Below are 25,545 nucleotides of genomic sequence, written 5' to 3' on the forward strand. Positions count from 1 at the left end.
GCGCGTCAGATCGTACGCGAGATGCCGCTCTGGCGGACTCGGGCATTCCCCTGAGATTCGCCGTATCGCCCCGGCGGCGACACGGGGGCCAGGCCGAGCCGGGCAGCTATGATCCGGCATCAACCTCATCCAGCTCGATTCCGAGGACGGAATGCGTGACCGTCTCGGACATATCAACCGGACTGCGGCCTTGCTAAGCTCGTTATTTTATATTCGTCACGACGCCCCTCGGCGTCTTTCCTGGTCGACCAACGGAGATTTCATGAGCCCGACCCGCGCGTTCATGTCGCGAGCGGCCCTGCTCGCATGCCTGCTGTTTCCCATGACGGCGCTGGCCGCCGAGGGCGGCTCATCCCACGGATTGGATCTCGTCACGGCCTGGCCCGGCCTGCTGGCGCTGGCCCTGTTCTGTGGCGCCTACCTTCTGGTGGTATTCGAGGAATACACCGATCTGCGCAAGTCGAAACCCGTCATCCTCGCCGCCGGGCTGATATGGATGATCATCGGTGGCTATGTGCACTTCAGCGGCGTATCCGCCGCGGTCGAGGAAGCACTGACCGATACGCTGGTCGAATTCGCCGGGCTATTCCTGTTCCTGCTCGTGGCCATGACCTATGTCAACGCCATGACCGACCGGAACATCTTCGAGGCCCTGCGGACCTGGCTGGCCTCGCGCGGTTATTCGTACAAACAGCTGTTCTGGATTCTCGGCGCCCTGGCCTTCGTCATCTCGCCGATGATCGATAACCTGACCACCGCGCTCGTGCTGTCGGCCGTGGTGCTGGCGGTGGGCGCCGGCAATCGCCGGTTCATCACGCTCGCCTGCATCAATATCGTGGTCGGCGCCAACGCCGGCGGTGCATACAGCCCGTTCGGCGACATCACCACGCTCATGGTCTGGCAGAAGGACCAGCTGGGTTTCCTGCAGTTCTTCCTGCTGATCATTCCGTCGCTGGTCAATTTCATCGTGCCGGCGATGCTGATGTACAAGGCCGTGCCGGAAGGCACCCCCGAGGCCAGCGAAAACACCGGCCACGTACGGCGCGGCGGTTATGCGGTGATGGTGGCGTTTGCCGCCACGGTGGCCACCGCCGTGATCGGTCACAGCGTATTCGGCCTGCCCGCGTATCTGGGCATGATGCTGGGCCTGGCCTATCTCCAGTTGCTGATGTACTACCTGATGAAGACCGCCATGCGCAAAGACGAGGCGCTGGCGGCCTACCGGGAATCCGACGAGATGACGCCGCCGGAATTGATCCGGCACAAGGAACACGGCGATTCGGCCGACCGCTTCAATGTGTTCGGCCACGTCGCCGAGGCCGAGTGGGACACGCTGCTTTTCTTCTACGGGGTTCTGCTGTGCGTCGGCGGGCTGGCGTTTCTGGGGTATCTGTCGCTACTGGCCAACGTGCTTTATGACGGGCTCGGTGCGACGCTGGCCAACACCATCGTCGGGGTGCTCTCGGCCATCGTGGACAACATCCCGATCATGGCTGCCGTGCTGCAAATGAACCCGAGCATGCCCGACGGCCAGTGGCTGCTGGTCACGCTGACCGCCGGCGTGGGCGGTTCGCTCCTGTCCATCGGTTCAGCCGCCGGCGTGGCCCTGATGGGTCAGGCGCGCGGCTACTACACTTTCATGTCCCATCTGAAGTGGACCTGGGCCATCGCGATCGGTTACGTCGCCTCGATCCTGGCTCACCTGATCGTCAACTTCTGGACTTTCTAGGCCCTCTGGTCGTCCCCGGATCCGTCGGTTCCGGGGACGACGGATCGATATCGTCGGCCCGGCGATACGGCTCGCCGGTGCCCCCCACGGCGCGAGGATCGACGACGGCCTGGGTCCGGCGGAACGCCATCGCCGTATCGAGCGCGCTCTCGCAGAACGACAGCACCTGGTTGAACTCGGCCTCGGGCAGCTGGCGAACGGCTTCGTTGCCGCGATAAATGTTCAACCACTTCCGATCCCGCTCGATCATGGTCGGCAGATGCCCGATGCCCCAATCCTCGGCCAACGCCCAGAGCCGTGGATTGAAGCCCCGCACGAGGCTGATCAGAAACGGAATCGGATCGTTGCGGGCAAGCAGGGAGGTCAGGCGCAGGATCATCTCGAAGGAAACCGTGGCACTGCCCTGCTCCATGGCCTGCAGCACGGTCTTGTCTTCCAGATCCAGCGCTGCGGCCAGGCCTTCCAGCGAGAGGCCCGCGGTCAACCGCGCATCCTGAATCGCCTGACCGGCACGTGCCATCCAGGCTCGTTGTTCGGATGACAACAGACGCCGCTGGCTGGCATCGAGAATCAGGGTCGAGCCGATCCGGAACGTCATGCCGCCGACCCGACTGGCCAGCGCCCCGACTGCACTGCGCGATAGATTGAACGTCAGGCTGGAGACCTGCTCGAACAGTCCGGCGCGTCCACCTGTCTCATCGTTTCGGGCCATGCCGTGTCTCCGGCGCACGTGGATTGCCCGGCCGGACAGCGGCGCGGGCATATCGTGCGAGCATACCGCGATCGCCGGGTGCTGCGGGCCGATACAGTTTCAACGACAGGCCGACGGACCAACGTCTCGGGTGGCGCCACCTTGATCGGCAGCCGGCCGCTAAGGCCTGTTGAGGTCTCGTTCGAGCGCCGCGTCGGAGACCGCAAATCGCGTCCGGCAAGGCGCGGGTTGCCGATCGTGGCGTGCCACGATCCAGACCGGCAACGCCGCAGGGCGCGCTTGGCGCGGACTCGCACGAAACATCAACAGGCCCTAGTGGCGATAGAATCGCTTGTCGAGCAGGGCATTGATCTCGTCGAACAGATCGGCGAAATGCGTCGAGGCATCCTGCATGATCTTCGACAGCGCCGGATTGGGCTCCTGTTCGGCCAATACCTGTGTCAGATAGCGTTCCTGATCGGCAACGCCGAGCAGCCGAAGCAACACGCCCCGCTCGAATGCGGCTCCGCTCTGGCCGACGAGCGGCGCGAATCGTTTCAGCGTACCGTTGCGTTGTGCGGTGTGGGCATCGTCGATGATCGGCGGTGTGGTCGTGCGTTTCAGATTCATCGCCGGGAACTGTTCGGCCAGCTTCTCCAGGCGATCGGCCAGCTGGCCGCTGTAGTCCGTGAGATCACCGACGACGTTCTGCACATCGTCCGACTCGATCTTGACGTAGAAGATCCGATCGACCTGGGACAAGCCGCGTAGCTGCTTGTGCAGCGCGCTGTAGCCGTCGTTGAGCTTATCGCGCCGGCTTTCATTCGCAAAGACGTGTCCCAGCGGATCATCGCTGCGGGCCGTTTCCGTGTCGCCGGACTTCGAGCCGGTCGCCTGCCAGGTGGCGCAGCCACTCGGCCCGAGCATTGTCAGGCCGAGCACCGCGATACAGAGCGTGGTCCGTGTGAGCTGTCGCATCGCACCAGCATACGCCTCGAGCCGCGCCTTCGTCGTCATCCAGTCCGGGCGGGTGCCGGCGCACTCTTGTCACGCGGGAAGAATTGGCCGGCTTTCAGATCGGCTTCGATCTGCTCGAGCGAGCGGCCCTTGGTTTCCGGGATATAGCGGATCACGAATACCACGGCGATGGCACTGATGATGGCATAGAGCCAGAACGCACCGGACGTGCCCAGGCTATTGATCAGCGTCAGCGTGGTCAGCGTGACCAGCAGATCGAAGCCCCAGTGGGAGAACGCACCGACCGAGGCGCCCTTGCCGCGCACGAATAACGGATAGACCTCGGCATTGATGAGCCAGAGCGCGACGCCGAAACTGCAGTTCAGCGCCATGTAGATCCCCATGCAGGCGATCAGCAGATACTGCAGGCCGGCCGACTGGGGCATCCCGCCGGTGAACAGAATGGCCATCACGGCCATGGCCACGGCCGAACCCGGCACCATCCAGAGCAGGAAGCGACGACGCCCGATACGATCGACCATCAGAATCCCGAACACGGTGCTGATATTGACCAGGACGATGGCGCCGATGGAGGCCAGAATCGAGGCGTTGTCGCCGAACCCGGCCTGCGAGAGGATCGTCGGTGCGTAGTAGAGCAGCGCATTGTTACCCGTGATCTGCGAAAACATCGCGATACCGGCACCGGCGACCAGAGCCGGCCGAATCCAGGGCGCGAACAGATCACGCCAGCGGCCTTCCGGACGTGCCGAAATATCCTTGATCTCGGCGATCTCGCTGCGGGCGGCCTCATGATCGCCCCGCACCCGATGCAGTACCGCCAGTGCGGCCGCCTCGCGCTTCTGATTGACCAGCCAGCGTGGCGACTCGGGCAACAACAGCATGCCGACCATCAGAATGACCGCCGGAATCGCCCCGAGCCCGAACATCCAGCGCCAGGCGTCGCCGAGTGCAAAGCCCGTCAGATACGCCACAAGAATGCCGAAGACCACCATGAACTGGAACATCACCACCAGTCGCCCGCGCGAGGCCGGCGGCGTGACCTCGGCGATATAGACCGGAATGATCTGCGTGGCACTGCCCGCCGATAGCCCGAGCACGAAACGCGACGCGATCAGGAATTCGACCGAAGGGGCGAGCGCCGACATGAACGAGCCAACCGTGAAGATCAGCCCCACGATCAGGATCGAGGCCCGACGCCCGATCCGGTCCGAGATTGCACCGGTACCGAAAACACCGAAGATCGCGCCGAAAATGATGGCGCCAGTCACGACCTGTTTGACACCGTCAGTTAACGCGAAATCCTTGGAGAGCCCCAGCAAAGCCACACCGATGATGCCCGTGTCGTAGCCGAACAGCAGGCCGCCGAGCGCGGCGATCACCGAAACCATGATGATGAGGGCGCGGCCGTGCAGCAGCCCTGCCGGCGCCTCAGCGCTTTCCTGGGTCATTCGATTCTTCCGATTTGAAACACGTCTCGCAATCCCGGATCGCGGCCTTTCAGCGTTGCTGAATCGATTCATTATGACGTGTTCAGCTGTGATCGAAACTCCGCCTTTCGGCTAAGGGGCGCGTTTCGGCGCGACTTATTCGGTCGCGGCGCGGGCCAGATCGGCCACGAAGCGCGCATAGCCCGGCCCGTTGGTCTCCCCGGCACGCAGAAGATGGGATGGATGCACGGTTGGCCAGAGGGTGCGCCCGTGCCAGGCGATCGGCCGACCGCGCTCGCGCGTCACCGCGATCTCGCGCGTGAGCAGCGCACGGGCCGCTGTCGCGCCGAGCGTGATCACCGTGGCCGGATTCACATGGCCGAGCTCGGCCTCCAGCCAGGGGCGACAGGCCCGGACTTCGTCGTAATCCGGCTTGGCGTGCAGCCGCTGCTTGCCGCGCGGCGTGAACTTGAAGTGCTTGACGGCGTTGGTCAGATAGATTTCCTGTCGATCGATTCCGGCCTCGGCCAGCGCCCGGTCCAGGAGCTGTCCGGCCGGACCGACGAACGGTCGCCCGGCCAGATCCTCCCGATCACCGGGCTGTTCGCCGACGATCATGAGACGGGCATCGACCGGCCCTTCCCCGAAGACGGTCTGTGTCGCCGGCCCACAGAGCGCGCAGTTACGACACAGCGCCGCTCGAGCGGCCAGACGCTCCAGCGAAAACGCCGGGTAGGCCTCGGCCGCCGCTTCAGTCACGGCCGCCGGGCTTGCCGGTCTCGGCCCACAGTGCAGGGTATCGGTATCGCGACGCGCCGCTTCCATCGTGGCCACCCGACGATCGGCACCGGCGACGAGCTTCGGGATCAACTGGGCCTCGGGCATGTTCTTCCAGTACTTGACCGGCATTTCCGAGCGCATCGCCGACCATTTCACGCGGGCCGGATTGAAGATGCTCTCGTAATAGGTCTGCCAGGCCATTTCGAGCGGATCCTCGCCGGGCGCCTGTGCCCGATCAGCGCCCGGCGAGAACCACGGTGTGCCCTCGCCTTCCCAGTGCACCGAGCGCTCCGGCGTCAGGATCGACCACCGCATATTGGCGAAACGCCGCACGAAGAACCCGGCCGCATAGGCCACGATATCGTGGCTCGGCTCGAACCAGGCCACATAGCGCGGCGTTTCATAGCCGGCTTCGTCGACGGCACGAAATCGCACGAAAGCCTTCATCTTGTGGACGTCGCGACGCACCGCCTTGGCATAGCCCGACACCGTTGCGACATCGCTGTCCCCGGCAAGCGATAACAGATGTCGCTCGCCGTGGGTGAGCCGCCACAGGAGCCGGTAGAGCAGCGCCCAGCGATCCGGCGCGCTGTGGCAGGCCGCCGCCCGAGCCAGCTCGACGAAACGTTTGGGCACACGGATCGTTCCCGGCCGTTCGCTTGCCCGGGCGGCCGCCGCGTCGCTCTCGGCCTCGAACGAAACAGGCGCCGGCTGCCACCAGATCGCCTCCGGCGGCACGGCCGCCGCCAGATGCCGTCTGGCGGCCCGTTGCCAGCCGGCGAAATCGCCAGCAAAGCGGACGACCGCCTGATCACCCGCCGTATCGGCGCCGTCGAACAGCGATGGCTGATAGCCGCTCACGCCAGCCCCGACAGCGCGGCCCGGGTCGCCAGCGCCACCAGAATCGCCCAGCCAAAGCTGGCCAGCGTTCCGATGATGACCAGCTCACTCTGCTCGACCTTGCGCGCATATTCGAACCGCAACACCGACTTGGCGGCGATCACGAACCCGATGGCACCAAACTGGCCGAGCAGCACGAACACGAAGACCAGCACGCGTTCCAGCCAGCCGATCCATACGCCAGCCCGCAGTCGGTGCGCCGGCTCGTCATCGGCGGGCATGACCACCGATGCTTCGGACGATGCCGGCAGTCCGGACAGCCCCTGCATCAACAGCCCGATCAACAAGGCCCCTACCCGTGTGGCCACGATGAAACCGGTGACCACGCTCACCGCGCTGACAACCGTTGTCAGCGTCCCGGGCGCCAGCAAACGCGGCCAACCACCGTCAATGAACGCCGTAGGCAGGGCGATTGCGATACCGGCCAGGCAGACGAGGTGCGCCGCTTGATCGATCGCGAAGATCTCGAGTGCCGCGAAGTCGCTGCGGCGTCGTATGAGGCCCGACGAGCCGATCTTGATCGCATCGATCACGGCGTGGGCGAGCGTGACAAGCCCGACGGTCATCCACGAGACGGCCCCCGAGGCAGCCAGCGCAACAGCCGCCGTGAGCGCCACGATCACGATATGCGCACCGAAGACCCGCACCCGTCGCTTGTGCGCGACCATGCCGCCGGTCTGCATCACAAAATCCGCGAGGACGTGGGCGAACAACAGTACGACGAACGATCGGATCATGGTCGGATCAGCGCGCCGAGCGCCACATTCGGCCGGACTGAGAAAACAGCCGAAAACGACTGATACCGCGATATCAGTCTTTCGCGGCTGCTCTCCCGATATGTCCTGTCACCGTTTCGAAACGCTCGACGGCGTCCTGCAAGGCGTGGCCGCCGGCCCGCGCAAAATGGCTGGACACGGTCTGTGGCCGCAGCCCACAGGCGTCGGCGAGTGCGGCCATCGAGGGCGCCGCCGGCGCCAGCAGGCGGGCGGCGATATCGGCCTGGCGCGCGGTCCAGGCCTGCGAACGCTCGTCGGCCAGCCCCAGCAGCCCATCGGTCAACTGATCCACACACGAATCGCCGAGTGTGCCGCCGAATGCCCAGAGCCGATGCCGGGCAAGCGCGTCCAGGGCCTGTCCGGAACGCTCGAACGCCGGGCCGGCAGACGTTCCGGGGCTCGAGCCGCGCGTGCCCGGCCCGATGCCAAGCGCCAGTCGGGTTTCGCTGGCCGCCACGGCGCTGCGCACGGCCGCCCGCATGATCAACGCCGCCCGCAGCCCGAACACGGCCGGCGCCAGGACCAGCTGCCAGCCGTCGCCGCGGAATCGCTCGTAGTCGAGCTTTTGCACACCCGGCCATGCGGCGATCGCCCGGCCTGCCGTTTCGAGTGCCTGCATCACGGCTTCGAACTCGGTCTCCGATAACGCACTGGATTTGACGATATCGCCGGTGATCACCGCGAGCCGATCGTCGGTCTCTGGCATGGCTGCTCCTGCGGGCTCGAACGAGGCGCATCAGAAATCGAAAGTCTGCTGAGCCGCGGTCGGCGGTGCAAATCGCGCCCGCAGCGCCGGGCTGGCCAGCTCGCCCGCCCCGGCCCGATGACCGGCACAGACGATGAACGGCATGGCCTTGGTCACGCCGGCTTTCATGGCCACGAGGTCATCGAGCCGGACTTTCTGCCAGCGCCGGATCGCCAGTACGCGATTGACCGATTTCACCCCCAGACCGGGCACGCGCAGCAATCGTTCGCGATCGTCGCGATTCAGATCGACCGGGAAATACGCCCGATTGCGCAGTGCCCAGGCCAGCTTGGGGTCGATATCCAGATCGAGCATGCCGTCGGCCGGCGTATCGTCGGCCCCGGCCGTGATCTCGTGCGGCGCGTAGCCGTAGAAACGCATCAGCCAGTCCGACTGATATAACCGATGTTCGCGCACCAGCGAGGTCCGCTGCGACGGCAGGCGCGACGAACTGTCCGGAATCGGCGAGAACGCCGAGAAATAAACGCGCTTGAGCCGATACGACGAATACAGCTCGGCGCTGGTGTTCAGGATATCGGCATCCGTGGACGGCTCGGCGCCGATGATCATCTGGGTCGACTGGCCGGCCGGCGCGAATCGCCCGAGATCGGCCGACTTCGGGCGCTGGTTGGTCACGCGCCTGGCCGCGCGTCGTGCCTCGGCATGTTCGTCGGACTTTGCGCGAATCCGGGCCATCGACAGCTTGATCGTGCGGTGATCCTTTTCCGGCGCCAGATCGGCAAGCGCGATGCGCGTGGGCAGCTCGACGTTGATCGACAGGCGATCGGCATAGCGGCCGGCGTCGGCCAGCAGCTGACCGTCGGCGTCGGGAATCGTCTTGAGATGGATATAGCCGCGAAAGTCGTGATCCACGCGCAGGCAGCGTGCGACCTCGACGAGCTGGCCCATGGTGTAGTCGGCCGACTGAATCACCCCGGAAGACAGGAACAGCCCTTCAATGTAGTTCCGCTTATAGAAATCCAGCGTCAGATCGACGATTTCCCTGGCCGTGAAACGGGCCCGGGTGACGTTCGAGGAATTGCGATTGATGCAATAGCTGCATTCATAGATACAGAAATTCGTCATCAGGATCTTGAGCAACGAGATGCAGCGTCCGTCCGGCGCATAGGCATGGCAAATGCCCGAGCCTTCGGACGAACCCACCCCGCGCCCGTCGCGCGACGAGCGTCGGCTCGTGCCGCTCGAGGCACAGGAGGCATCGTATTTCGCGGCGTCGGCGAGGATCGCCAGCTTGTCGATCGTATTCATGCTGTCTATTTATACAATAATCGACGATTCGGATGCAGACGATCGGCCCCGGCTTGCCGCACGCGCGGCGCCGGCCGACAATGACCGGACCACCCGCACGAGATCGCCGTGGCCGCGCCGGAGACACAGCCGTTGTTCGACTGGGATCGAATCCTCAGCAGTCTCTGGCATACGATCGGTCAGGCGTGGGCCGAATTCCTGACGCGTCTGCCCCTGATCGGGATCGCCGTCGTCGTGCTGGCGCTGACCTGGGCCATCACCTGGATCAGCCTGCGACTGGCGCGCCTGCTGGCCGGCGCCCGGGCCCGCCCCTCCCTGGTCCGACTGGTCGAGCGCCTGCTCAAGCTGATCATCTGGGCGCTCGGGCTCCTTTTGGCCGCGATCATTGTCTTTCCCGGCATCTCGCCAGCAAATGCGATTGGCGGGCTCGGACTGTTGTCGGTCGCGGTGGGCTTTGCCTTTCGCGACACGTTCGAGAATTTCTTCGCCGGCATGCTGTTGTTGTGGAAATATCCGTTCGAGGCCGGCGACTTCATCGAGAGCGGCGATATCCTCGGCCGCGTCGAGCGCATCAATATCCGCATGACCGAGCTGCGCCAGACCACCGGTGAGCTGCTGCTCGTACCGAACGGCCAGCTGTTCAAGAATCCGGTCGTGGTCCTGACCGACCAGCCGGAGCGACGGATCTCGATCATGACCGGCGTGGCCTACGGCGTCGATCTGGCCGCCGCTCTGGAGGTCATCGATACGGCCACGCGGGATTGCGAGCAGGTACAGCGCGACCGGCCCGTTCAGGTCTTCGCGCACGGCTTCGGCGCGAGCGGCATGGATATCGAAGTCGCCTGGTGGTGCGGGGCCACACCACTGGCCGTGCGTCGCTCGCGCAGCGAGGTGGTCGTGGCGATCAAGGCGGCACTCGATGCCGCGGGCATGGAAATCCCGTTCCCGTACCGCACGCTGACATTCGCCGAGCCGCTCGCGATCGCGCCGATGCGTGATGACAGCGACGAACACCCCGCGACATCGAGCGACTCCGGCCCATGAGCGATACCGGCGAACTGCGGATCTCGTCGCGCGTTGTGATTCCCGACCGCGAGATCAGCTGGCAGGCGATCCGCAGTCCGGGCCCGGGTGGCCAGAAGGTCAACAAGACCGCGAGCGCGATCCATCTGCGTTTCGATATCGCGACCTCGTCGCTACCGGACAGCTACAAGAAACGTCTGCTGTCCTGTGCCGATGGGCGCATCACCGATCAGGGCGTGATCGTGATCAAGGCCACCGACGGCCGGCATCAGTCGGCCAACCTGGCAGCCGCCCGCGAACGGCTTGCGAGACTGATCGCGGCAGCCGGTCGTCCGGCCAAGAAACGCCGGGCGACCCGGCCCAGCCGGGCCGCCCGGGCCCGGCGCGCCGATCGCAAGACCCAACGCGGGCGTCTCAAGGCACTGCGTCGCCGACCGCCGGAATGATGCGGCCATAAAAAAGCCCGATCGATTATCGATCGGGCTTTTACGGCTCACGCCCGGGACGCGTCCCGACTCAGTAAGCGCTCTCGGCCGACACCTGGACCGCCTTCTGCAGCGGCAGCGGCAGCGGGTTCGAATCACGCGTGGTCAGACGCACGGCCCGGGGTACTGTCAACGTCGCCGAGACCGGCAGGTCGTTGGAGGCACCGCCGACACGAACCTCGTAGCGGCCCTTGTCGATATCCCAGCTATCCGTTCGATCGACGTAGTAAGCCAGCGACCGTCCGTTGAGCGGCATGGTCACCCGCTTGCTCTCGCCGGGCTGCAGATAGACCTTGGTGAAGCCCTTGAGCTCTTTCTCCGGCCGGGCCGCAGCGCTCTGGTCCGGATGCACGTACAGCTCGGCGGTCTCGTAACCGGCCCGGTTGCCCGTGTTGGTGATGGTCACCTGGGCTGCGATGGTCTGGCCTGCGCGGAAGCGCTTGCGCGACAGCGCCAGATCGCTGTAGCCGAACGAGGTGTAGGACAGGCCGTACCCGAACGGATACAACGGCGCCACACCGGACTTGTCGTAGCCGCGATAGCCGAGGAACAGGCCCTCGGTATAGTCCATCTCGGTCTTGGCGTTGGGCCCGCGATACGCGTAGATGTCGTGGTAGCTCGGATACGCCGGGTTGTCCTTGAGCTGACGCGCGATACTGATCGGCAGCTTGCCGGACGGGTTGACATCACCGTAGATGATCTCGGCCAGGGCCTGACCGCCCAGCTGCCCGGGATACCAGGCCTGGATGATCGCACCGGCATTCTCGGCCCAGGGCATCATCTTCACACCGCCACCGGCGTGGATCAGCACGACGGTGTTCGGATTGGCACGACTCAGGTTCTGGATCAGATCGGACTGATACTCGGGCAGTTCGGCCGGGTGGTCGAACGCCTCGCCCTCGTATTCGCTGCCAAGACCGGCGGCGACGACAACGGCATCGTATTTATCCAGGTTCTTCGGCGCCCCCAGCGAGGCCCAGCTCAGCTGGATGCCCTGCATGCCGCCGAGCGCCGGGATGAAGTCGTTGCGATAACGGCGATACTCGAACCGCACGTCGTAGCTGTGACCTTTCTGGAGATACACGGTCTTGGCCGAATGGGCTGGGGAATAGGTCAGATCGGCCGCCACCGGATCGCCGTCGTCGTGAAAGACTTCCTTGCCATCGATCCAGAGCGTATAGCCGCCGTCGCCGCGCATCTTGAAGACATGCGGGCCGGAAATCGTGGGCTTGATGCGGGCAGTGAAACGGGCCGCGAAATGCCAGGCCGAGGTATCCAGCCCGGAGGCATCGGTACTGCCCTGGGCGCCGACATTACGACCGGCGGTGAAATTCCAGTTGATGGCCGGCTCCACGCGGGTCACCGTCGGCTGGCCGATCATGTAGCTGTTGTCCCAGTACTCGGCCTTCACGCCCGTGACGTCGCCCGCATCGGCATCGGTCTTGGGCTGATACCAGACCGCGGTGGCCGGGTCGGGTGCCAGCGCCGAGAGATAATCGACCCGGCTGGCCGAGCGATTGAGCTTGCGCAGGCCTGTCAGTTCATTGACGTAGGTATCCGGCGGCGAGTTGGCGGTCCCGAACGGCGACGGCGGCACGCCGTTGGCGATGTTGCCCACGACCGCGATCCGTGCACGTTTGGACAACGGCAGGACCGGCTGGCTGTCATCCTGGCCGTTCTTGAGCAGCACCATCGCTTCACGCGCCATATCCAGGGATGCCCGGGCGCCGTGCTCGGGCTCGGTCAAGCCAGTCGCGACCGGCAGCCCCTTGTCGAACCCGTAGCTGACCAGGGCGCGCAGATTGCGACGCACCTTGTCCTCGATGACGATTGGCGAAAGCGCGCCGGCCCAGATGAAGGGCATCAGGTTCGCCTCGGTGAATTTCAGGCCGCTGGGCATATCCAGATCGGTTCCGGCCCAGGCCCCCTCGAAGGGATCGTTGATCGAGTTGAAGTCACTCATCACGAAGCCCTTGAAGCCCCATTCGCCTTTCAGGACATCAGTCAGCAGGTGATGGTTATCGCAGACGTACTGGCCGTTGACCTTGTTGAAGCCGCACATGATCGACGTCACGTTGGCGTTCTTGACCAACGACTCGAAGCCCGGCATGTAGAGCTCACGCATGGTGCGCTCGTCGACGCGTACGTCGAGCCCGTGCCGATTGGCTTCCTGCTCGTTCATCAGGAAGTGCTTGGCCGAGGTCTGAATGCCCTGAGCCTGGATGCCGTTGACCACGGCCGGGCCCATCACCGCGCCGAGGAACGGATCCTCGCCGGTCACGAATTCGGCTTCACGGCCGCCGAAAGGCATGCGGTACAGGTTCATGCCCGGCGAGAGTATCTGCTGGCCGCCGGCGGCACGGGTCTCGTAGCCGATCGCCAGACCGAATTCCTTGGCCCGATTCAGATTCCACGTCGCCGCCAGCCCCGACTGGGACGGATACTGGGCGCCGAAGGTCTTGTTGTTGACATGCACGCCCATCGACGAGTCGTAGGCGACCGTGCCGGGCAGATCGAACTTGGCCAGCGGCGGCAGCATATGGCCGTCGTCGACACGGATATAGCCGATGCGCTCGGCCGTGTTCATGTTATCGACCATCGCCCCCACACGGGCTTCGACTTCGTTGCCCGTCTTGGGGGGTTCTGCGAACACCGCGGGCGCGGCGGCGACACACATCGCCAACACCGCGGATCGCGATGAAAACTGCTTTATAGACACCAATGACTCCTGAGCGAAGCGCCCCATGGACGCTGATGAAAACCCGTTCTTGTTCTCGTTTTCGTGCTCAGGGCCTGTCGAGGTTTCGTGCGAGTCCGCGCCAAGCGCGCCCTGAAATTGACGATGGGCGGCAAGACGAGGCGTCGCAGGCGCCGGGCAGCCATGCGGCACCAGCGGGCGACAACGCGGCGCTCGAACGAAACATCAACGGGCCCTAGCGATTGTTCCGGCGCGCGTTATCGTCCGGCACCGGCGTTGCATCGTCCGTGCGAATCGGCGAGTTCAGCATCGCCTCGGTCGCGGACCGTTTGGCGGCCTTGTCTTCACTGGCGCCGCCAAGTCGCTGCTCGGCCAGGGCATCACGCTTGGCCTGCCAGGCCTGGCGCGCTTCGGTCTCGCTGGCGGCGTTATCCGAACCCTGAGCAAACGCCACCGGACAGATGGCGCTTGCGGCCGCCAGAATGAAAAACACAGTTATCAGACGCATCGACAGTCTCGCTCTTGCGTATCGAATGAGAGAGGGGCGCGACGTCTCGCACAGTGCGGTTGTCGGCGCCGTAGTCCGCGTTCTGCCGGCCGACGCGATGTCGGGGAGCGCGGAATGCGACGAAAGCCTAAGGGCACGTCGGGCCGCGGGATAATTAATGGTTATGATCAGTTGATCAGTATTGCTGATGAAACGACAATCGTTTGATAAACGTTATGAATCGGCGACGCCGACCGGTCCGGTCGAGAAGGCCATACGCGCCACTGAGCGGAGACTCTCCATGGAACTGCGCCATCTGCGCTATTTCGTCACCCTGGCCGAAGAACTGCATTTCGCCCGGGCCGCCGAGCGGCTGCATATCGTCCAGCCGGCACTGAGCATGCAGATCAAGTCGCTGGAAACCGAATTCGGCACCCCATTGTTCGAGCGCAGCCGACGATGCGTCCGGCTGACACCGGCCGGCGAGGCACTGCTGCCCGAAGCCCGCCGTTGCCTGCAACAGGCACGCCAGGCCCAGCAGGCCGTTGCCAATACCGTGGCCGGCGCAGCCGGCCATATCCGGATCGGGTATTCGGCCAGCGCGCTTTACAGCGGTCTGCTACGCGACTGTCTGACCATCGTGATGGCCGAGCGGCCGGGCATACGGCTGTCGTTCAACGAGATTCACCCCCGTTCGCTACGCGATGCCCTGACCGAACGACAGGTCGATGTGGTCTTGAGTACAACGCTGTCGTTACCCGACGCGCCCGGCGTGATGCGTCACACGCTCTGCGAGTTTCCGATTCGGGCGGCTCTGCCCAGCCGTCACCCATTGACCGCGCATGACACGATTCCATTCGCCAGGCTGATCGATCAGACGATGATCGGTTATGCCGGCCCACACGATGCCGCCGGTGCGATGCTCTATCGACGCGTACTCGGCGTCGAGCCGCACATCGCCTATCGCGCGGACAATCCGGTGACCGTACTCGGACTGGTCGAGACAGGCGTCGGTCTCGCTCTCGTGTCGGCGGCTCTGGCCGCGCGTTTTCGCGGCGATGTCGTGTTCCGGCCGATCGCGGGCCTGAACGCGCGCATGGACATCTCGTTGACCCACCGCTGCGAGGAAGCCGACCCCGCCGTACGTTTTTTCATCGACACCGCGCTGGCCCTGCCGCCGCCGAACGCCACGGACTGAGTCGAATCAGACCGCAGCCTGGACGATTTCGGCATGGCTGACCGGGGCCACGCCGAAATAGCGCTTGTACTCTCGAGAGAACTGCGAGGCACTCTGGTAGCCCACGGCAGCCGCGACTCCGGCCACCGTGCCGTATCGGGCCAACAACAGTTCGCGCGAACGCAGCAGACGCAGCCGTTTCTGGTACTGCAATGGCGAGACACGCGTCACGCGCTTGAAATGGGCATGAAAACTGGAAACGCTCATATTGACCGCGCGCGCCAGCTCGGCCACCGAGACCGGGGCCGTGAAATCGGCCTGGAGACGCGCGATCGCCTGACCGACCCGTGCATAGATGCCCTGCTCGCTCATCAGTCGGCGCAGCAGATGGCCCTGCGGCCCGCGCAGCGCTTCGAAAACGACTTCTCGCACGCGACCGCTGCCCAGCGCCCGGGCCGCGGCGGTATCATCGAGACAATCCAGCAATCGCTCCAGCGCGCTGCCGATTGCGTCATCGAGAGTTACGGCCGCCATGGGCAACGCATGGTCGTCTGTATCGTCGGGCCACTGACCGCCTGCCGGCCATTCCGAGATCAGCTCGGCGAGCAGATCGGCATCCAGACGCAACGCCACGCCGAGCAGCGGCGCATCGCCGGGCCCGATGAAGGTCTCGCACTCGAACGGCAGCGGCATGGCCTGGACCAGATAATGACCGGGCCCGTAACGAATCACGCGATCATCGACATAGCCGGTCTTGTCGCCCTGGACGAAAAACATCAGACCGGGGGCGTAGCAGACCGGCTGCCGCGGCCTGTGCTCGCGGGCCGACAACAGCTGCAGTTCCGGAATGTCAGTGACGTTGTACCCGTCGTGGTCGAGATGCGCCTCGATCCGGCGCGCCAGCCGGGCACAGCGTTCAGCCTGCGCCGAGGACAGATGATTGGGCATGATTAGGCAACGTTATAGCGTAGAGAGGTCGCCAACCTGGATTTTTAGGCAAAACACAGCGATGAATGACTATGGTGATCGACGTCGGCCATCGCAATACTTCGTTCTGCTTATCGCTTTTCGATCGTCAGCCGATCGTCACTTCGACTAAGGAGTCGTTATGCCGACACCGACACAAGCCTTTGCCGCCCACGCGGCCGACAAGCCGCTCGAACACTGGCACTTCGAGCGTCGCGATCCGCGCCCGGACGATGTCTCCATCGAAATCCTCTATTGCGGCGTGTGTCATTCAGACCTGCATTTCGCCAAGAACGACTGGGGCTTCACCGAATTCCCGATCGTGCCCGGCCACGAAATCGTCGGCCGCGTCACCGCTGTCGGCCCCGACGTTTCCGGGTTTGCCGTGGGCGATCTTGTCGGCGTCGGTTGCATGGTGGACTCCTGCCGCGATTGTGACGCCTGCAACGACGGGCTCGAGCAGTACTGCCTGAACGGTTTCACCATGACTTACGGCAGCCCGGACCGGCACGACGGCACGATGACCCAGGGGGGTTATTCGAATTTCGTCGTGGTCTCCGAGCGTTTTGTCGTTGCCATGCCGGATGGGATCGATCTCAAATCGGCCGCGCCGATCCTGTGCGCGGGCATCACCACTTACAGCCCGCTCAAGCACTATGGCGTCGGTCGCGGTCACCGCATTGGCGTGATCGGCATGGGCGGCCTGGGACATATGGGCGTCAAGCTCGCCCAGGCGCTCGGCGCCGAGGTCACGGTGTTCACGCGTAGTCCGTCGAAGGTCGACGAGGCGAAATCCAACGGCGCCGATCATGTGGTCGTCTCGACCGATGACGACCAGATGGCCGCGGTCGCGCACACCTTCGACTTCATGCTCGACACGGTCCCGGTCCAGCACGAGATCGATCCGTATCTGAACTGCCTCAAATACGACGGCACGCATATTCTGGTCGGTCTGATGGACCCGATCGAGCCGCCGATCACCGGCATGAACCTGGTCTTCAAACGGCGCGTGGTGGGCGGTTCGCTCATCGGCGGCATGCCGGAGACCCAGGAGGTGCTGGATTTCTGCGCCGAGCACGGCATCACCTGTGATGTCGAAATGATCGACATCCAGTCCATCAACGAAGCCTTCGAACGCATGAAGAGCGGTGACGTGCGTTATCGCTTCGTCATCGACATGCAGTCGTTCGACAAGGCGGCCGCCTGATCACGGCTCTCCGGATCAACGGCCCTTGAGGGCAAAGCCGGCGCCGCGATGGCGCCGGCTTTTTTTTCATGGCCCGCCGGCCCCTTATCGACGTGGCTCAGCCGGCCCCGTCGTCGGCCTCAGCATGGGCGCGCTCGCCGCCCGGCAGGGCGTTGGCCGAGCTGATCGGCTTGTAGATACAGGCCGTCCCGCCCGGTGTGACCGCAACCGTGTAGCGCAGATCGCAGTTGGCCGCGGCGAACAGGGCCGCCTGTTCGGCATCGCCCGAGCCGCCCGGGCGATAGAGCACTTTCTGACCCGGCTGGCACTGATTGGCCACGTTCAACGGTTTCCAGGTATCGACCTGACAGAGCTTGGTCTGATCGATATCGGCACTCGTCTTGTCGGCCCCGTTGTTCTGCACACAACCGGCCAGTACCAGCACGGTCAACGCCAGCACACTCCGCCCGATCCAGTCACGCATCTCGTTTCTCCCTGAAATTGAAAAGCCGCCTGTCTTGCAGGACCGGCGGTACGGCTAGCCGAGGAATTCCAGCAAGGCGCGGTTGAACTCCGCGGCGTGCGTGGCGTTGATGCCGTGCGGGCCGCCCTCGATGACCACGAGCGAGGCATCGGCCACGGATTCGGCCGTGCGCTTGCCCGAAACCTCGAGCGGCACGATGCCATCGGCATCGCCATGAATGACCAGCGTGGGTACATCGATCGTTTTCAGATCGTCACGGAAATCCGTACGCCCGAACGCTGCGATGCAGTCCAGCGTGCCCTTGGGCGAGGCCGCCCACGCCAGATTGCGGTGATAGACCCGATTGGCCTCGGAGACCAGCAGCCCGCCGCTTTCGGTGGAGAAGAAGTCGGCCGAGAACCGCTCGAAGAACGCGGCCCGATCCTGTTTCACCCCATCCTCGAAGCTCTGAATCGTGGCGTCGTCCAGACCGCCGTCGGGGTTGTCGTCGCTCTTGAACAGATACGGTGGCACCGCGGACGCGAACACGGCACCCGACAGGCGTTTCGTGCCATAGGTGCCGATATAGCGCGCGACTTCGCCCCCGCCCATCGAAAAACCGACGAGCGTCACCTCGTTGAGATCCAGCGTTTCGATCAGCGTGTGCAGATCGGCGGCGAACGTATCGTAGTCGTAGCCGGTGTAAGGCTGTGAGGATTTGCCGAACCCGCGCCGGTCGTAGGTCACCACGCGATGGCCGGCCTCGACCAGCGCCCGTACCTGGCGCTCCCACGATCGGCCGGACAGCGGCCAGCCGTGAATGAGGACCACCGGCCGGCCTGCACCGACGTCCTCGTAGTACAGCTCCACCGGGCTCGAATTCTCGGTACCGACTTTCACATATCCCATGGCTGGCTCCGTTGCGCAGCGGCAATGTATGGATGACCGACAGTGTGCAAAGCCACGGCCGACGGCTCAACTATCGTTCAGTCCGGATCGGGCGCACCGCCGGGCCCGTTGAGTAGCGGCACCCGGAAAATCGTGAAATCACCGCGACGGGGATAGCCGTTGGCGAAATGGGTTTCGTTGAGATGCGAATCCGCGATGTAGAGATAGCCGTTGGCGATGGCAAACCCGTCGGCCCAGGCCAACCGTTCGGGGTCGTGCACGAGAACCTGACTTTCAAGCTGCGGCCGGCCCTTGTCGTCGCGCGTGGGCGTGAGCGCGACGACGCTGTGATGTTCGAGATCCCCGGCGTAGAGCACGCCGGCATCGCTCATCGCCAGCCCCCCGGACAACGCATGATCGCCGAGCGGCTCGACCTTGGCGGCCCGCTGGGCGGGCGTCAGCGATCGATCGATGAGCGCCGCGGTGGGAATACGATAATAATGCCGGTCCGACAGGGGGCGATAATAGAGCCAGTCCCGATCGGGCGAGAGGGCCAGGCCATCCGTATCCAGGGACAGCTCATGACCGTCCTGGGTACGGGCGATACGATCGCCGAATTTCAGATGCTGATCCGGGTCGGCCACGCTGGAGCGGTCGCGGCGCAGCACCATGCGCGAGCGTCCGCTGGCCAGATCCACCACGAGTATTCCGCCGCCGTTCTTGGCGTTGGAGATATAAGCCACGTTGTGCTTGTCGTCGACACGGACATCGTTGAGCGAGTCGCCCGGCTCGAGCACATTGCCGAACGTATAGCGATGCGTGATGCGGCCAGTCGCCGGATCGAGCGCCACGAGCTTGGGCGGCTGGTTGTCCGGCGCATCGGGCAGCGATTTGTCGAGCGCCCACAGCCGATTCGCCCGATCGACCCAGAGTGCCTGCACCGATATCCACTGCTGGCGGCCTGCGGCCTGCGCGTCGTAGTGGTTCCAGGCCGCATTCGGAAAAGGCGATGTGGCCCCGGTTTCCGGATCTACCGTCACCACGCTGGCCGATGAACGGGCATCCGCGCTCGCTGGTGCGCTGGCAAAAAGATGCCCATCGGGTGTCACGGCGATGCCGACCAGCTTGAAATCATTGCCGAAACGCGCGACGGGGTCGAGCGCGGCATCGGCGCCGTTGGTCTTTTCCGGCGCCGCCAGCGCACCGGCGACATCGGCATCCGTGGCCTCTTTCGCGGCCGGGGCGGCCCAGAGTGGCATCGACAGACCGGCCAGCACGATGGCGACGGCCGCGTATTGAATCGTTTCGCGCATGAGAAACTGCTTTTGACTCATGCGCTGAGTGTATGCCCGATCGGGCCACCGGGGCGCGAACGTCGTCGGCCCGGCGCAACCGGGACGCAGCCGATATCACTGCCTCATGTCGCACGCGGCGCGTCAACGCGCCGTCTTACCGGGTCGCGTCGGCCCCTGGCCACGCCAGGGCGTGTTGAGGTTTCGTGCGAGTCCGCGCCAAGTGCGCCCTGAAATTGACGATGGGCGGCAAGACGAGGCCTAGCTGGCGCCGCGCCGTCGTTCTACGCCCGCGTGCTGGAACGCTGTATTGCCGTCGTGTTCTTGATTTTGGGGCGCCTGTCCCTTTGGGTTGGGCCGCCCATGAAAAATCGACGATGGGCGCCCGGCGGCGTTGCGAGTCTGGATCGTGGCACGCCACGATCGGCAACCCGCGCCTTGCCGGACACACGGCGGCCTCTCAACGAAAAGGCGCTCGAACGACACATCAACAGGCCCTAGAATTTATAGAACAGCCGGAAACGGTCGTCGTAGAAGGTCTGGCTGTTCTCGAATCCGGTGATACCGAGCGTGTTCTGGATCTGGACACCGGCGAGCTTGTCGCTGATCGCGCCGAGATCGAACGTTACCCCCGTGTCCCAGCCCCAGGAGTGCTCGTCGTGCGTGATCGGCGTGCCGGCCGCGAACCCCCGCGGGCCGTCGTAGTTGTAGAAATTGTGACTCTGGCCGTCACGCGCGAGATAGCGCACATAGCGCGTGAAACCGCTGATGTTGTCCGTGGCCTGGATGTCGAGCCGCCCGCCATAGCCGTAACCCGGCCCCAGATCGCCGACACCGTCGTTCATGGTGTCGGTATAGAACAGACCGGACAGATCGGTATAGGGATGCACGACGCCGCCGTTGCGGAAACTGCCCTCGTGTCGCGGCGCGTAATGCCCCACAGCCGCCAGATTGACATGGGCCGTGCGCACACCGAACTTGGCGCCGTAGACCTGGGCATCGACGTTGCCCAGGCGCGCCGCGCCGGCCTCGGTCTCGTGCACGTACTGAACACGGGCATATGGTCGGATGCCCGAAAAATTCTCGCCGCCCAGCAGCGCCGGCGTCTGGTAGCCGGCCTCGACGTATTGCAGATCGGCGGTGTCGTTGAAGTTGTAGTGCCAGACCTGAGCGATGTAGTCGCCGACGTGCGTGCGCTGGCGCACATGCGTGCCGAGCGTGTAGAAACCGCTGGTATCGTCGACGTAGCGATTGCCGTCGGCGAAATGGTCCGATTGACGGCTTTCGTACTTATACATGCGCGCGAAATAGACACGCCACTTCGGCATCGACGCGACATCCCCGGCAAACGTCATGGGCATGAGCAGATCGTTGTCGTAGGACACGGGCGCCTTGCGCTGACGGCTCAGCGTGCCTTTCTTCGTCTTGCCGGTATCGAAATCCGTGTCTTCGCCGCGGGTCAGGGCGAGCGGGTCGACGGCGACCGAAAACCCGGCGAACGAGCGCGGAATGAAGGCGAACTGGTCATCCGAGGCGAACGGCGTATAGATGTTCTGTCGGCCCGCCCGCACTCGCACGCCGTCGATGTTGTACTGCAGATAAGCACGGTTGAGCGTGCGATAGTGCCCGGTCGCACCGACGAGGTTGGGGTTGTAGTCAGTCTTGTCCCGCAGCGCCTGGGCAAACGAGAAACCCAACCCCGCCGAGAAGCCGTAGAGCGTGCCCGTCTCGGCGTAGATGTTGCCGCCGACGGCCAGCGACTCCAGCTCGTAGTCGTCGTCGGCCTGTCCGTCGCGCTGCCCGGGAAACGGCTGATTCAGGTTGTGATCGCGGTAGAAGTCATAGAGTCCGACACGCCCGTGAAGACGGATCCCGCGGACCCACTGCTGCTCTGCCTGCTGCAGGAAACCGCCCGCGGCCTCCTCGCCGTCGGCCGGCGCCTCGGCGGCCCCCGCCGTGGCCGCGATGCCGGTCAATCCCAGCGCGAGCGCGCCCACGGCCGACAGCATCCGGCCCGACGACACACATCGCGTCGTGCCGACCCGTTCCACACTGCGCTTCCCCAACGATTTTCCTTAAATAATATGTAATTGCCACATATTATGCCGTCCGCCCCGGATGCCGTGGGGTATAGATTGTGGGCAATGCAAACCGCTGAGCCTCATCCGTCCAGTCTGAACGACGGCATCGAGGCCGCCCGGCGACGACCACTGCCGCCCGCATGCCCTGCCCCGCCACGCCGGCGTCTATCGGTCCATCAGATGTCGGCCGACGCCATGATGTCCCGGTAGCCGACCGAATCGGCATGCAGCGCGCGATAGACCCGGTATTTGGCATCGTGAAAGGATCGTCGCTCGTCGCGTGGCTCGACGACGCGGGCCGTCCGGCTCATTCGGGCGGCGGCGGCACGCAGATCCGGCACATCGCCGGCAGCAGTCACGGCCAGCATCGCACTACCGAGCAGAACCGTCTCCGTCTCGGCAGGCACCTCAAGAGGCAGACCGATGGCATCGGCCGTCTCCGTCAGCCATCGCTCGTTCTTCAGGATGCCGCCACACACGCGCAGCCGGGTCACCGCGTGACCGTTGTCGTTCAGTGCCTCGATGATGTGCCGCGTCCCATAGGACACCGCCTGCAGCGTCGCCAGGTAACGAACAGCCAGATCGTCAATACGCGTTCCCAGCGTCAGGCCGGTGAATGCGCCGGTGAGCGTGGCATCCGCCAGTGGCGACCGATTGCCGTGGTGGTAATCCAGAACATGAACATCGCGGGTCAGTGTCGGCGCGCCGTGTTCTGCCTCCATGGCATCGAGGCGGGCGTTGAGCACATCGAAATGACTCATGCCGCGGGCATCAGCCTCTGCCATCAGGGCGGTGCCTGCCGCACTGTCCGCGATCACGTGATCGATCAACGCCCCGACCGCGCTCTGCCCGCCCTCGTTGATCCAGCCATCCGGCAGCACCGCGCCCCAGTACGGCCCCCACACGCCCGGCACGAAACAAGGCGCGCGCGAGAACGCGATATGGCAGGTCGAGGTTCCGGCAATCACCGCCAGGCCAGCCTCCGGGTCGTCACCGAGCATGCCGAGCGCGCCGGCATGGGCATCGATCAGCCCAGTCGCGACCACCACATCGCCGCGCAGTCCGAACGCTTCAGCCACGGCCGGGGTCAGATGCCCCGCGGGCGCACCGGGTTCACGGATCGGGCCGGTCATACGCGGCTTGTCGAGCAGGGACTCGAGGCCGATGTCAGCCAGCAGATCCGTCGGCCAGCGTTTCTCGTGGGCCAGATACAGCCACTTGCAGACCTGGGTGCAGACACTCTTGCCCGGCGTTTTGTCGCTATCGAGCGCCCCAACGGCTCGCGCCACCATGTAATCGGCCAGATCGAGGAACATCGCGGCGCGTTCGTACTGATCCGGCCGATTTCGCGCGAGCCAGAGCAGCTTGGGCAATTCCAGCTCCGGGCTGACCTGGCCGCCGATGTAGCGCAGCGCCTCGTGACCGGTCGCCGCGATCGTCTCGGCTTCGGCAGTGGCACGATGGTCCATCCACATGATGATGTTCTGTGCATCGTCATCGGTGGGTGAAACCGAAACCGGTGCCCCATCGGCTCCGACAGCCACGAGCGAACAGGTGGCATCGAAGCCGATGGCGCGGACACTCTCGCGGGCGATCGCGGCCGCATCGAGCGCCTCGTTTACGGCCTGCACGCAGGCCCGCCAGATATCGTCACTCGATTGCTCGACGAACGCCGCCGCGGGCCGAAACTGCGCGATCGCACAGGCACGTTGGGCCAGACAGCGCCCGGCACCATCAAAAACGCCAGCCCGAACACTGCCCGACCCCACGTCAATGCCGAGATAATACGCGCTCATGGAATCTCCTCTTGCCGAGTGGAACCGGCGTGCTCGGTCTGACACCGCACCGGGCGACCACTCTGCCGCGTTTCTGGTGAACGCGCTCGTCAATCCGCTTCGACTTTAGCCTAGGGCGTGTTGAGGTTTCGTCCGAGCGCCTTTTCGTCGAGAGACCGCCGTGTGTCCGGCAAGGCTCGCAACGCCGCAGGGCGCCCGTCGTCGATTTTTCATGGGCGGCCCAACCCGAAGGGACAAGCGCCCTAAAATCAAAAACACGACGGCAATCCAGCGTTCCAGCACGCTGGCGCAGCATCACTGCACGGTGCCTGAGACGCCTCGTCTTGCCGCCCATCGTCAATTTCAGGGCACACTTGGCGCGGACTCGCACGAAACCTCAACACGCCCGAAGGCCTGTCGTTACGAGATAGCAGGGGCAACGCGAAGGACTAGCGGCCAAGCGACGACCATACGGCGTTATCGCGCGCTCACATGGCTGAGCCACGCCATTCTCACGATGCCTTGTCTTGCCGCCGTTTGGCCACGGGTGCGACGGTCGATCTCGTGACGACGCGCGCCAAGTAATCCAAAAGGCGGATTGTGAAACGCCAAGCCTCGCAATAGCGTGAAATGACAACGTTAACATAACTGCCTCGCCGGGTATGGCTGCATCGCCCAACGATCAGCAGCGCCGGCGACGGCCACGAGGAGGAGCGAACCCAATGTCGATCATGAGAAAACCCAATCTCCGCCGCGCGCTGGCGCTGGCCCTGATGCCGATTGCCGCCGTCGCCCTGCCTGCCGCTGCGGCCGACGATCAAAAAAAGCCGGATAACGAACTCGTCATCGGGATGTCGTTCCAGGAATTGAACAATCCCTACTTCGTGACCATGCAGAAGGCACTGCAGAAACAGGTCGACAAGATGGGAGCCAAGCTGATCGTCACCGACGCCCATCACGACATCGCCAAGCAGACCAGCGACGTCGAAGACATGATCCAGCGCGGCGTGGATGTGCTGCTGCTCAACCCCACCGATACGGTTGGCATCCAGTCAGCCGTCGTTTCTGCCCACAGCGCGGGCATTCCGACCGTCGCGGTCGACGCTCAGGCGGACGGACCGGTTTCCGGCTTCGTCGGTTCGAAGAATTTCAAGGCTGGCTATCTGGCCTGTCAGTATTTGGCCAAGAGCCTGAACGGCAAAGGCCAGGTCGCGATCCTCAACGGGATTCCGGTCACGCCGATCCTGCAACGTGTCAAGGGCTGCAAGAAAGCACTCGGCGAGGCCGACAGCATCAAGATCGTCGACGAACAGAACGGTCACCAGGAACGTGACACCGCCATGAACGTGACAGAAAACATGCTTCAGGCCCATCCCGACCTCGACGGCCTGTTCAGTGTGAATGATGGTGGCACGCTCGGCGCGCTGGTTGCGCTTCAATCAAGCCAGAATCACGTCAAACTGGCCACGATCGATGGTATTCCGGAGGTCATCAAGGCAATGCAGAAGCCCGATACGCCGATCGTCGTGGATGTGGCCCAGCACCCGGATGTCGAAGTCGTCAAGGCGCTGCAACTGGCGCTCAAGAAATATCGCGGCGAGAAGAGCCCGGACGAAATCCCGGTCGATGTCACCCCGGTGACTCCTGAGAACGCTGCCGGCTTCCACTGGGGCAGCTGAGCCTCATTGCGAGCGCGACGCCAGTAAGGCGCCGCGCTCGTACTGCGCAG

The 25,545-nt window shown here is 64.3% G+C and carries 21 protein-coding genes; 6 read left to right on the forward strand and 15 right to left on the reverse strand.

Annotated features, from left to right (window positions below; translation table 11 throughout):
* Positions 1–262 precede the first annotated feature (262 nt).
* On the forward strand, positions 263–1,729 hold the full coding sequence (nhaD, locus tag D3260_RS06015) for a sodium:proton antiporter NhaD (RefSeq protein ID WP_199671374.1): 1,467 nt from the start codon (positions 263–265) through the stop codon (positions 1,727–1,729).
* Here nhaD and D3260_RS06020 read toward each other — a convergent pair.
* The 7 genes from D3260_RS06020 to D3260_RS06050 all read right to left on the reverse strand — a co-directional run bounded on the left by D3260_RS06020 (position 1,710) and on the right by D3260_RS06050 (position 9,295).
* On the reverse strand, positions 1,710–2,441 hold the full coding sequence (locus tag D3260_RS06020) for a helix-turn-helix transcriptional regulator (RefSeq protein ID WP_199671375.1): 732 nt from the start codon (positions 2,439–2,441) through the stop codon (positions 1,710–1,712). The two genes, nhaD and D3260_RS06020, sit on opposite strands and share 20 nt — an antisense overlap.
* Positions 2,442–2,753: 312 nt before the next feature.
* On the reverse strand, positions 2,754–3,398 hold the full coding sequence (locus tag D3260_RS06025; protein WP_233543980.1) for a hypothetical protein: 645 nt from the start codon (positions 3,396–3,398) through the stop codon (positions 2,754–2,756).
* Between the two features lie 35 nt (positions 3,399–3,433).
* Complete coding sequence (locus D3260_RS06030) at positions 3,434–4,918, reverse strand: sugar porter family MFS transporter (protein WP_120097665.1); 1,485 nt, start codon at positions 4,916–4,918, stop codon at positions 3,434–3,436.
* Positions 4,919–4,981: 63 nt separating this feature from the next.
* Positions 4,982–6,466, reverse strand: a complete 1,485-nt coding sequence (locus D3260_RS06035; protein ID WP_199671376.1) for a UdgX family uracil-DNA binding protein — start codon at positions 6,464–6,466, stop codon at positions 4,982–4,984.
* Entirely contained in the window at positions 6,463–7,242 is a 780-nt protein-coding gene (locus tag D3260_RS06040) for a DUF3307 domain-containing protein (protein WP_120097666.1), read from the reverse strand. Before D3260_RS06040 ends, D3260_RS06035 begins: the two co-directional genes overlap by 4 nt.
* 73 nt (positions 7,243–7,315) lie before the next feature.
* Positions 7,316–7,987 (reverse strand): hypothetical protein, encoded by a 672-nt coding sequence (locus tag D3260_RS06045; protein ID WP_120097667.1) that lies wholly within the window; start codon positions 7,985–7,987, stop codon positions 7,316–7,318.
* Positions 7,988–8,017: 30 nt separating this feature from the next.
* On the reverse strand, positions 8,018–9,295 hold the full coding sequence (locus D3260_RS06050) for a putative DNA modification/repair radical SAM protein (RefSeq protein WP_120097668.1): 1,278 nt from the start codon (positions 9,293–9,295) through the stop codon (positions 8,018–8,020).
* Positions 9,296–9,403: 108 nt separating this feature from the next.
* On the opposite strand from D3260_RS06050, the gene D3260_RS06055 reads away from it, so the two are divergent.
* Together D3260_RS06055 and arfB are read left to right on the forward strand one after the other, a co-directional pair.
* Positions 9,404–10,339: a mechanosensitive ion channel family protein gene (locus tag D3260_RS06055; protein WP_120097669.1), complete on the forward strand. Its 936-nt coding sequence runs from the start codon at positions 9,404–9,406 to the stop codon at positions 10,337–10,339.
* Positions 10,336–10,764, forward strand: coding sequence for an alternative ribosome rescue aminoacyl-tRNA hydrolase ArfB (arfB, locus tag D3260_RS06060; RefSeq protein WP_120097670.1), 429 nt, complete (start codon positions 10,336–10,338; stop codon positions 10,762–10,764). The genes D3260_RS06055 and arfB overlap by 4 nt, the downstream gene beginning before the upstream one ends.
* Before the next feature lie 70 nt (positions 10,765–10,834).
* On the opposite strand, the gene D3260_RS06065 is transcribed toward arfB, so the two are convergent.
* On the reverse strand, positions 10,835–13,549 hold the full coding sequence (locus D3260_RS06065) for a glycoside hydrolase family 3 C-terminal domain-containing protein (protein WP_120097671.1): 2,715 nt from the start codon (positions 13,547–13,549) through the stop codon (positions 10,835–10,837).
* Positions 13,550–13,736: 187 nt separating this feature from the next.
* On the reverse strand, positions 13,737–14,009 hold the full coding sequence (locus tag D3260_RS06070) for a hypothetical protein (protein WP_120097672.1): 273 nt from the start codon (positions 14,007–14,009) through the stop codon (positions 13,737–13,739).
* Between the two features lie 280 nt (positions 14,010–14,289).
* Between D3260_RS06070 and D3260_RS06075 the strand changes: the two genes are divergently transcribed.
* Positions 14,290–15,186 carry a LysR substrate-binding domain-containing protein gene (locus tag D3260_RS06075; protein ID WP_158583415.1) on the forward strand — a complete coding sequence of 299 codons (897 nt, stop codon included), beginning with the start codon at positions 14,290–14,292 and terminating at the stop codon, positions 15,184–15,186.
* Positions 15,187–15,192: 6 nt separating this feature from the next.
* Here D3260_RS06075 and D3260_RS06080 read toward each other — a convergent pair whose 3' ends face one another.
* Positions 15,193–16,113 carry an AraC family transcriptional regulator gene (locus D3260_RS06080; RefSeq protein WP_120097674.1) on the reverse strand — a complete coding sequence of 307 codons (921 nt, stop codon included), beginning with the start codon at positions 16,111–16,113 and terminating at the stop codon, positions 15,193–15,195.
* A 160-nt stretch (positions 16,114–16,273) separates the two neighbouring features.
* On the opposite strand from D3260_RS06080, the gene D3260_RS06085 reads away from it, so the two are divergent.
* Positions 16,274–17,338, forward strand: coding sequence for an NAD(P)-dependent alcohol dehydrogenase (locus D3260_RS06085; RefSeq protein WP_120097675.1), 1,065 nt, complete (start codon positions 16,274–16,276; stop codon positions 17,336–17,338).
* Positions 17,339–17,435: 97 nt separating this feature from the next.
* On the opposite strand, the gene D3260_RS06090 is transcribed toward D3260_RS06085, so the two are convergent.
* The 5 genes from D3260_RS06090 to D3260_RS06110 all read right to left on the reverse strand — a co-directional run bounded on the left by D3260_RS06090 (position 17,436) and on the right by D3260_RS06110 (position 23,837).
* Positions 17,436–17,801: a hypothetical protein gene (locus tag D3260_RS06090; protein WP_120097676.1), complete on the reverse strand. Its 366-nt coding sequence runs from the start codon at positions 17,799–17,801 to the stop codon at positions 17,436–17,438.
* Positions 17,802–17,855: 54 nt separating this feature from the next.
* Positions 17,856–18,689 carry an alpha/beta fold hydrolase gene (locus tag D3260_RS06095; protein WP_120097677.1) on the reverse strand — a complete coding sequence of 278 codons (834 nt, stop codon included), beginning with the start codon at positions 18,687–18,689 and terminating at the stop codon, positions 17,856–17,858.
* Positions 18,690–18,766: 77 nt separating this feature from the next.
* Positions 18,767–20,002, reverse strand: coding sequence for an L-dopachrome tautomerase-related protein (locus D3260_RS06100; protein ID WP_120097678.1), 1,236 nt, complete (start codon positions 20,000–20,002; stop codon positions 18,767–18,769).
* 455 nt (positions 20,003–20,457) lie between these two features.
* Complete coding sequence (locus tag D3260_RS06105; RefSeq protein WP_147418112.1) at positions 20,458–22,026, reverse strand: hypothetical protein; 1,569 nt, start codon at positions 22,024–22,026, stop codon at positions 20,458–20,460.
* Between the two features lie 191 nt (positions 22,027–22,217).
* The gene (locus tag D3260_RS06110; RefSeq protein WP_120097680.1) at positions 22,218–23,837 is read right to left on the reverse strand and encodes an FGGY-family carbohydrate kinase; all 1,620 of its coding nucleotides are present in this window, start codon (positions 23,835–23,837) and stop codon (positions 22,218–22,220) included.
* Between the two features lie 641 nt (positions 23,838–24,478).
* Here D3260_RS06110 and D3260_RS06115 point away from each other — a divergent pair.
* On the forward strand, positions 24,479–25,495 hold the full coding sequence (locus D3260_RS06115; RefSeq protein WP_199671378.1) for an ABC transporter substrate-binding protein: 1,017 nt from the start codon (positions 24,479–24,481) through the stop codon (positions 25,493–25,495).
* Positions 25,496–25,545 lie beyond the last annotated feature (50 nt).

Origin of the sequence: Salinisphaera sp. Q1T1-3 (assembly GCF_003602005.1) — a bacterium.
Classification (GTDB): domain Bacteria; phylum Pseudomonadota; class Gammaproteobacteria; order Nevskiales; family Salinisphaeraceae; genus Salinisphaera.

Coding starts and splice junctions, on each gene's coding strand:
- nhaD (WP_199671374.1), top strand. CDS start 263: ATGAGCCCGACCCGCGCGTTCATGTCGCGAGCGGCCCTGCTCGCATGC.
- D3260_RS06020 (WP_199671375.1), bottom strand. CDS start 2,441: ATGGCCCGAAACGATGAGACAGGTGGACGCGCCGGACTGTTCGAGCAG.
- D3260_RS06025 (WP_233543980.1), bottom strand. CDS start 3,398: ATGCGACAGCTCACACGGACCACGCTCTGTATCGCGGTGCTCGGCCTG.
- D3260_RS06030 (WP_120097665.1), bottom strand. CDS start 4,918: ATGAATCGATTCAGCAACGCTGAAAGGCCGCGATCCGGGATTGCGAGA.
- D3260_RS06040 (WP_120097666.1), bottom strand. CDS start 7,242: ATGATCCGATCGTTCGTCGTACTGTTGTTCGCCCACGTCCTCGCGGAT.
- D3260_RS06045 (WP_120097667.1), bottom strand. CDS start 7,987: ATGCCAGAGACCGACGATCGGCTCGCGGTGATCACCGGCGATATCGTC.
- D3260_RS06050 (WP_120097668.1), bottom strand. CDS start 9,295: ATGAATACGATCGACAAGCTGGCGATCCTCGCCGACGCCGCGAAATAC.
- arfB (WP_120097670.1), top strand. CDS start 10,336: ATGAGCGATACCGGCGAACTGCGGATCTCGTCGCGCGTTGTGATTCCC.
- D3260_RS06065 (WP_120097671.1), bottom strand. CDS start 13,549: ATGGGGCGCTTCGCTCAGGAGTCATTGGTGTCTATAAAGCAGTTTTCA.
- D3260_RS06070 (WP_120097672.1), bottom strand. CDS start 14,009: ATGCGTCTGATAACTGTGTTTTTCATTCTGGCGGCCGCAAGCGCCATC.
- D3260_RS06075 (WP_158583415.1), top strand. CDS start 14,290: ATGGAACTGCGCCATCTGCGCTATTTCGTCACCCTGGCCGAAGAACTG.
- D3260_RS06080 (WP_120097674.1), bottom strand. CDS start 16,113: ATGCCCAATCATCTGTCCTCGGCGCAGGCTGAACGCTGTGCCCGGCTG.
- D3260_RS06085 (WP_120097675.1), top strand. CDS start 16,274: ATGCCGACACCGACACAAGCCTTTGCCGCCCACGCGGCCGACAAGCCG.
- D3260_RS06090 (WP_120097676.1), bottom strand. CDS start 17,801: ATGCGTGACTGGATCGGGCGGAGTGTGCTGGCGTTGACCGTGCTGGTA.
- D3260_RS06095 (WP_120097677.1), bottom strand. CDS start 18,689: ATGGGATATGTGAAAGTCGGTACCGAGAATTCGAGCCCGGTGGAGCTG.
- D3260_RS06100 (WP_120097678.1), bottom strand. CDS start 20,002: ATGAGTCAAAAGCAGTTTCTCATGCGCGAAACGATTCAATACGCGGCC.
- D3260_RS06110 (WP_120097680.1), bottom strand. CDS start 23,837: ATGAGCGCGTATTATCTCGGCATTGACGTGGGGTCGGGCAGTGTTCGG.
- D3260_RS06115 (WP_199671378.1), top strand. CDS start 24,479: ATGGCTGCATCGCCCAACGATCAGCAGCGCCGGCGACGGCCACGAGGA.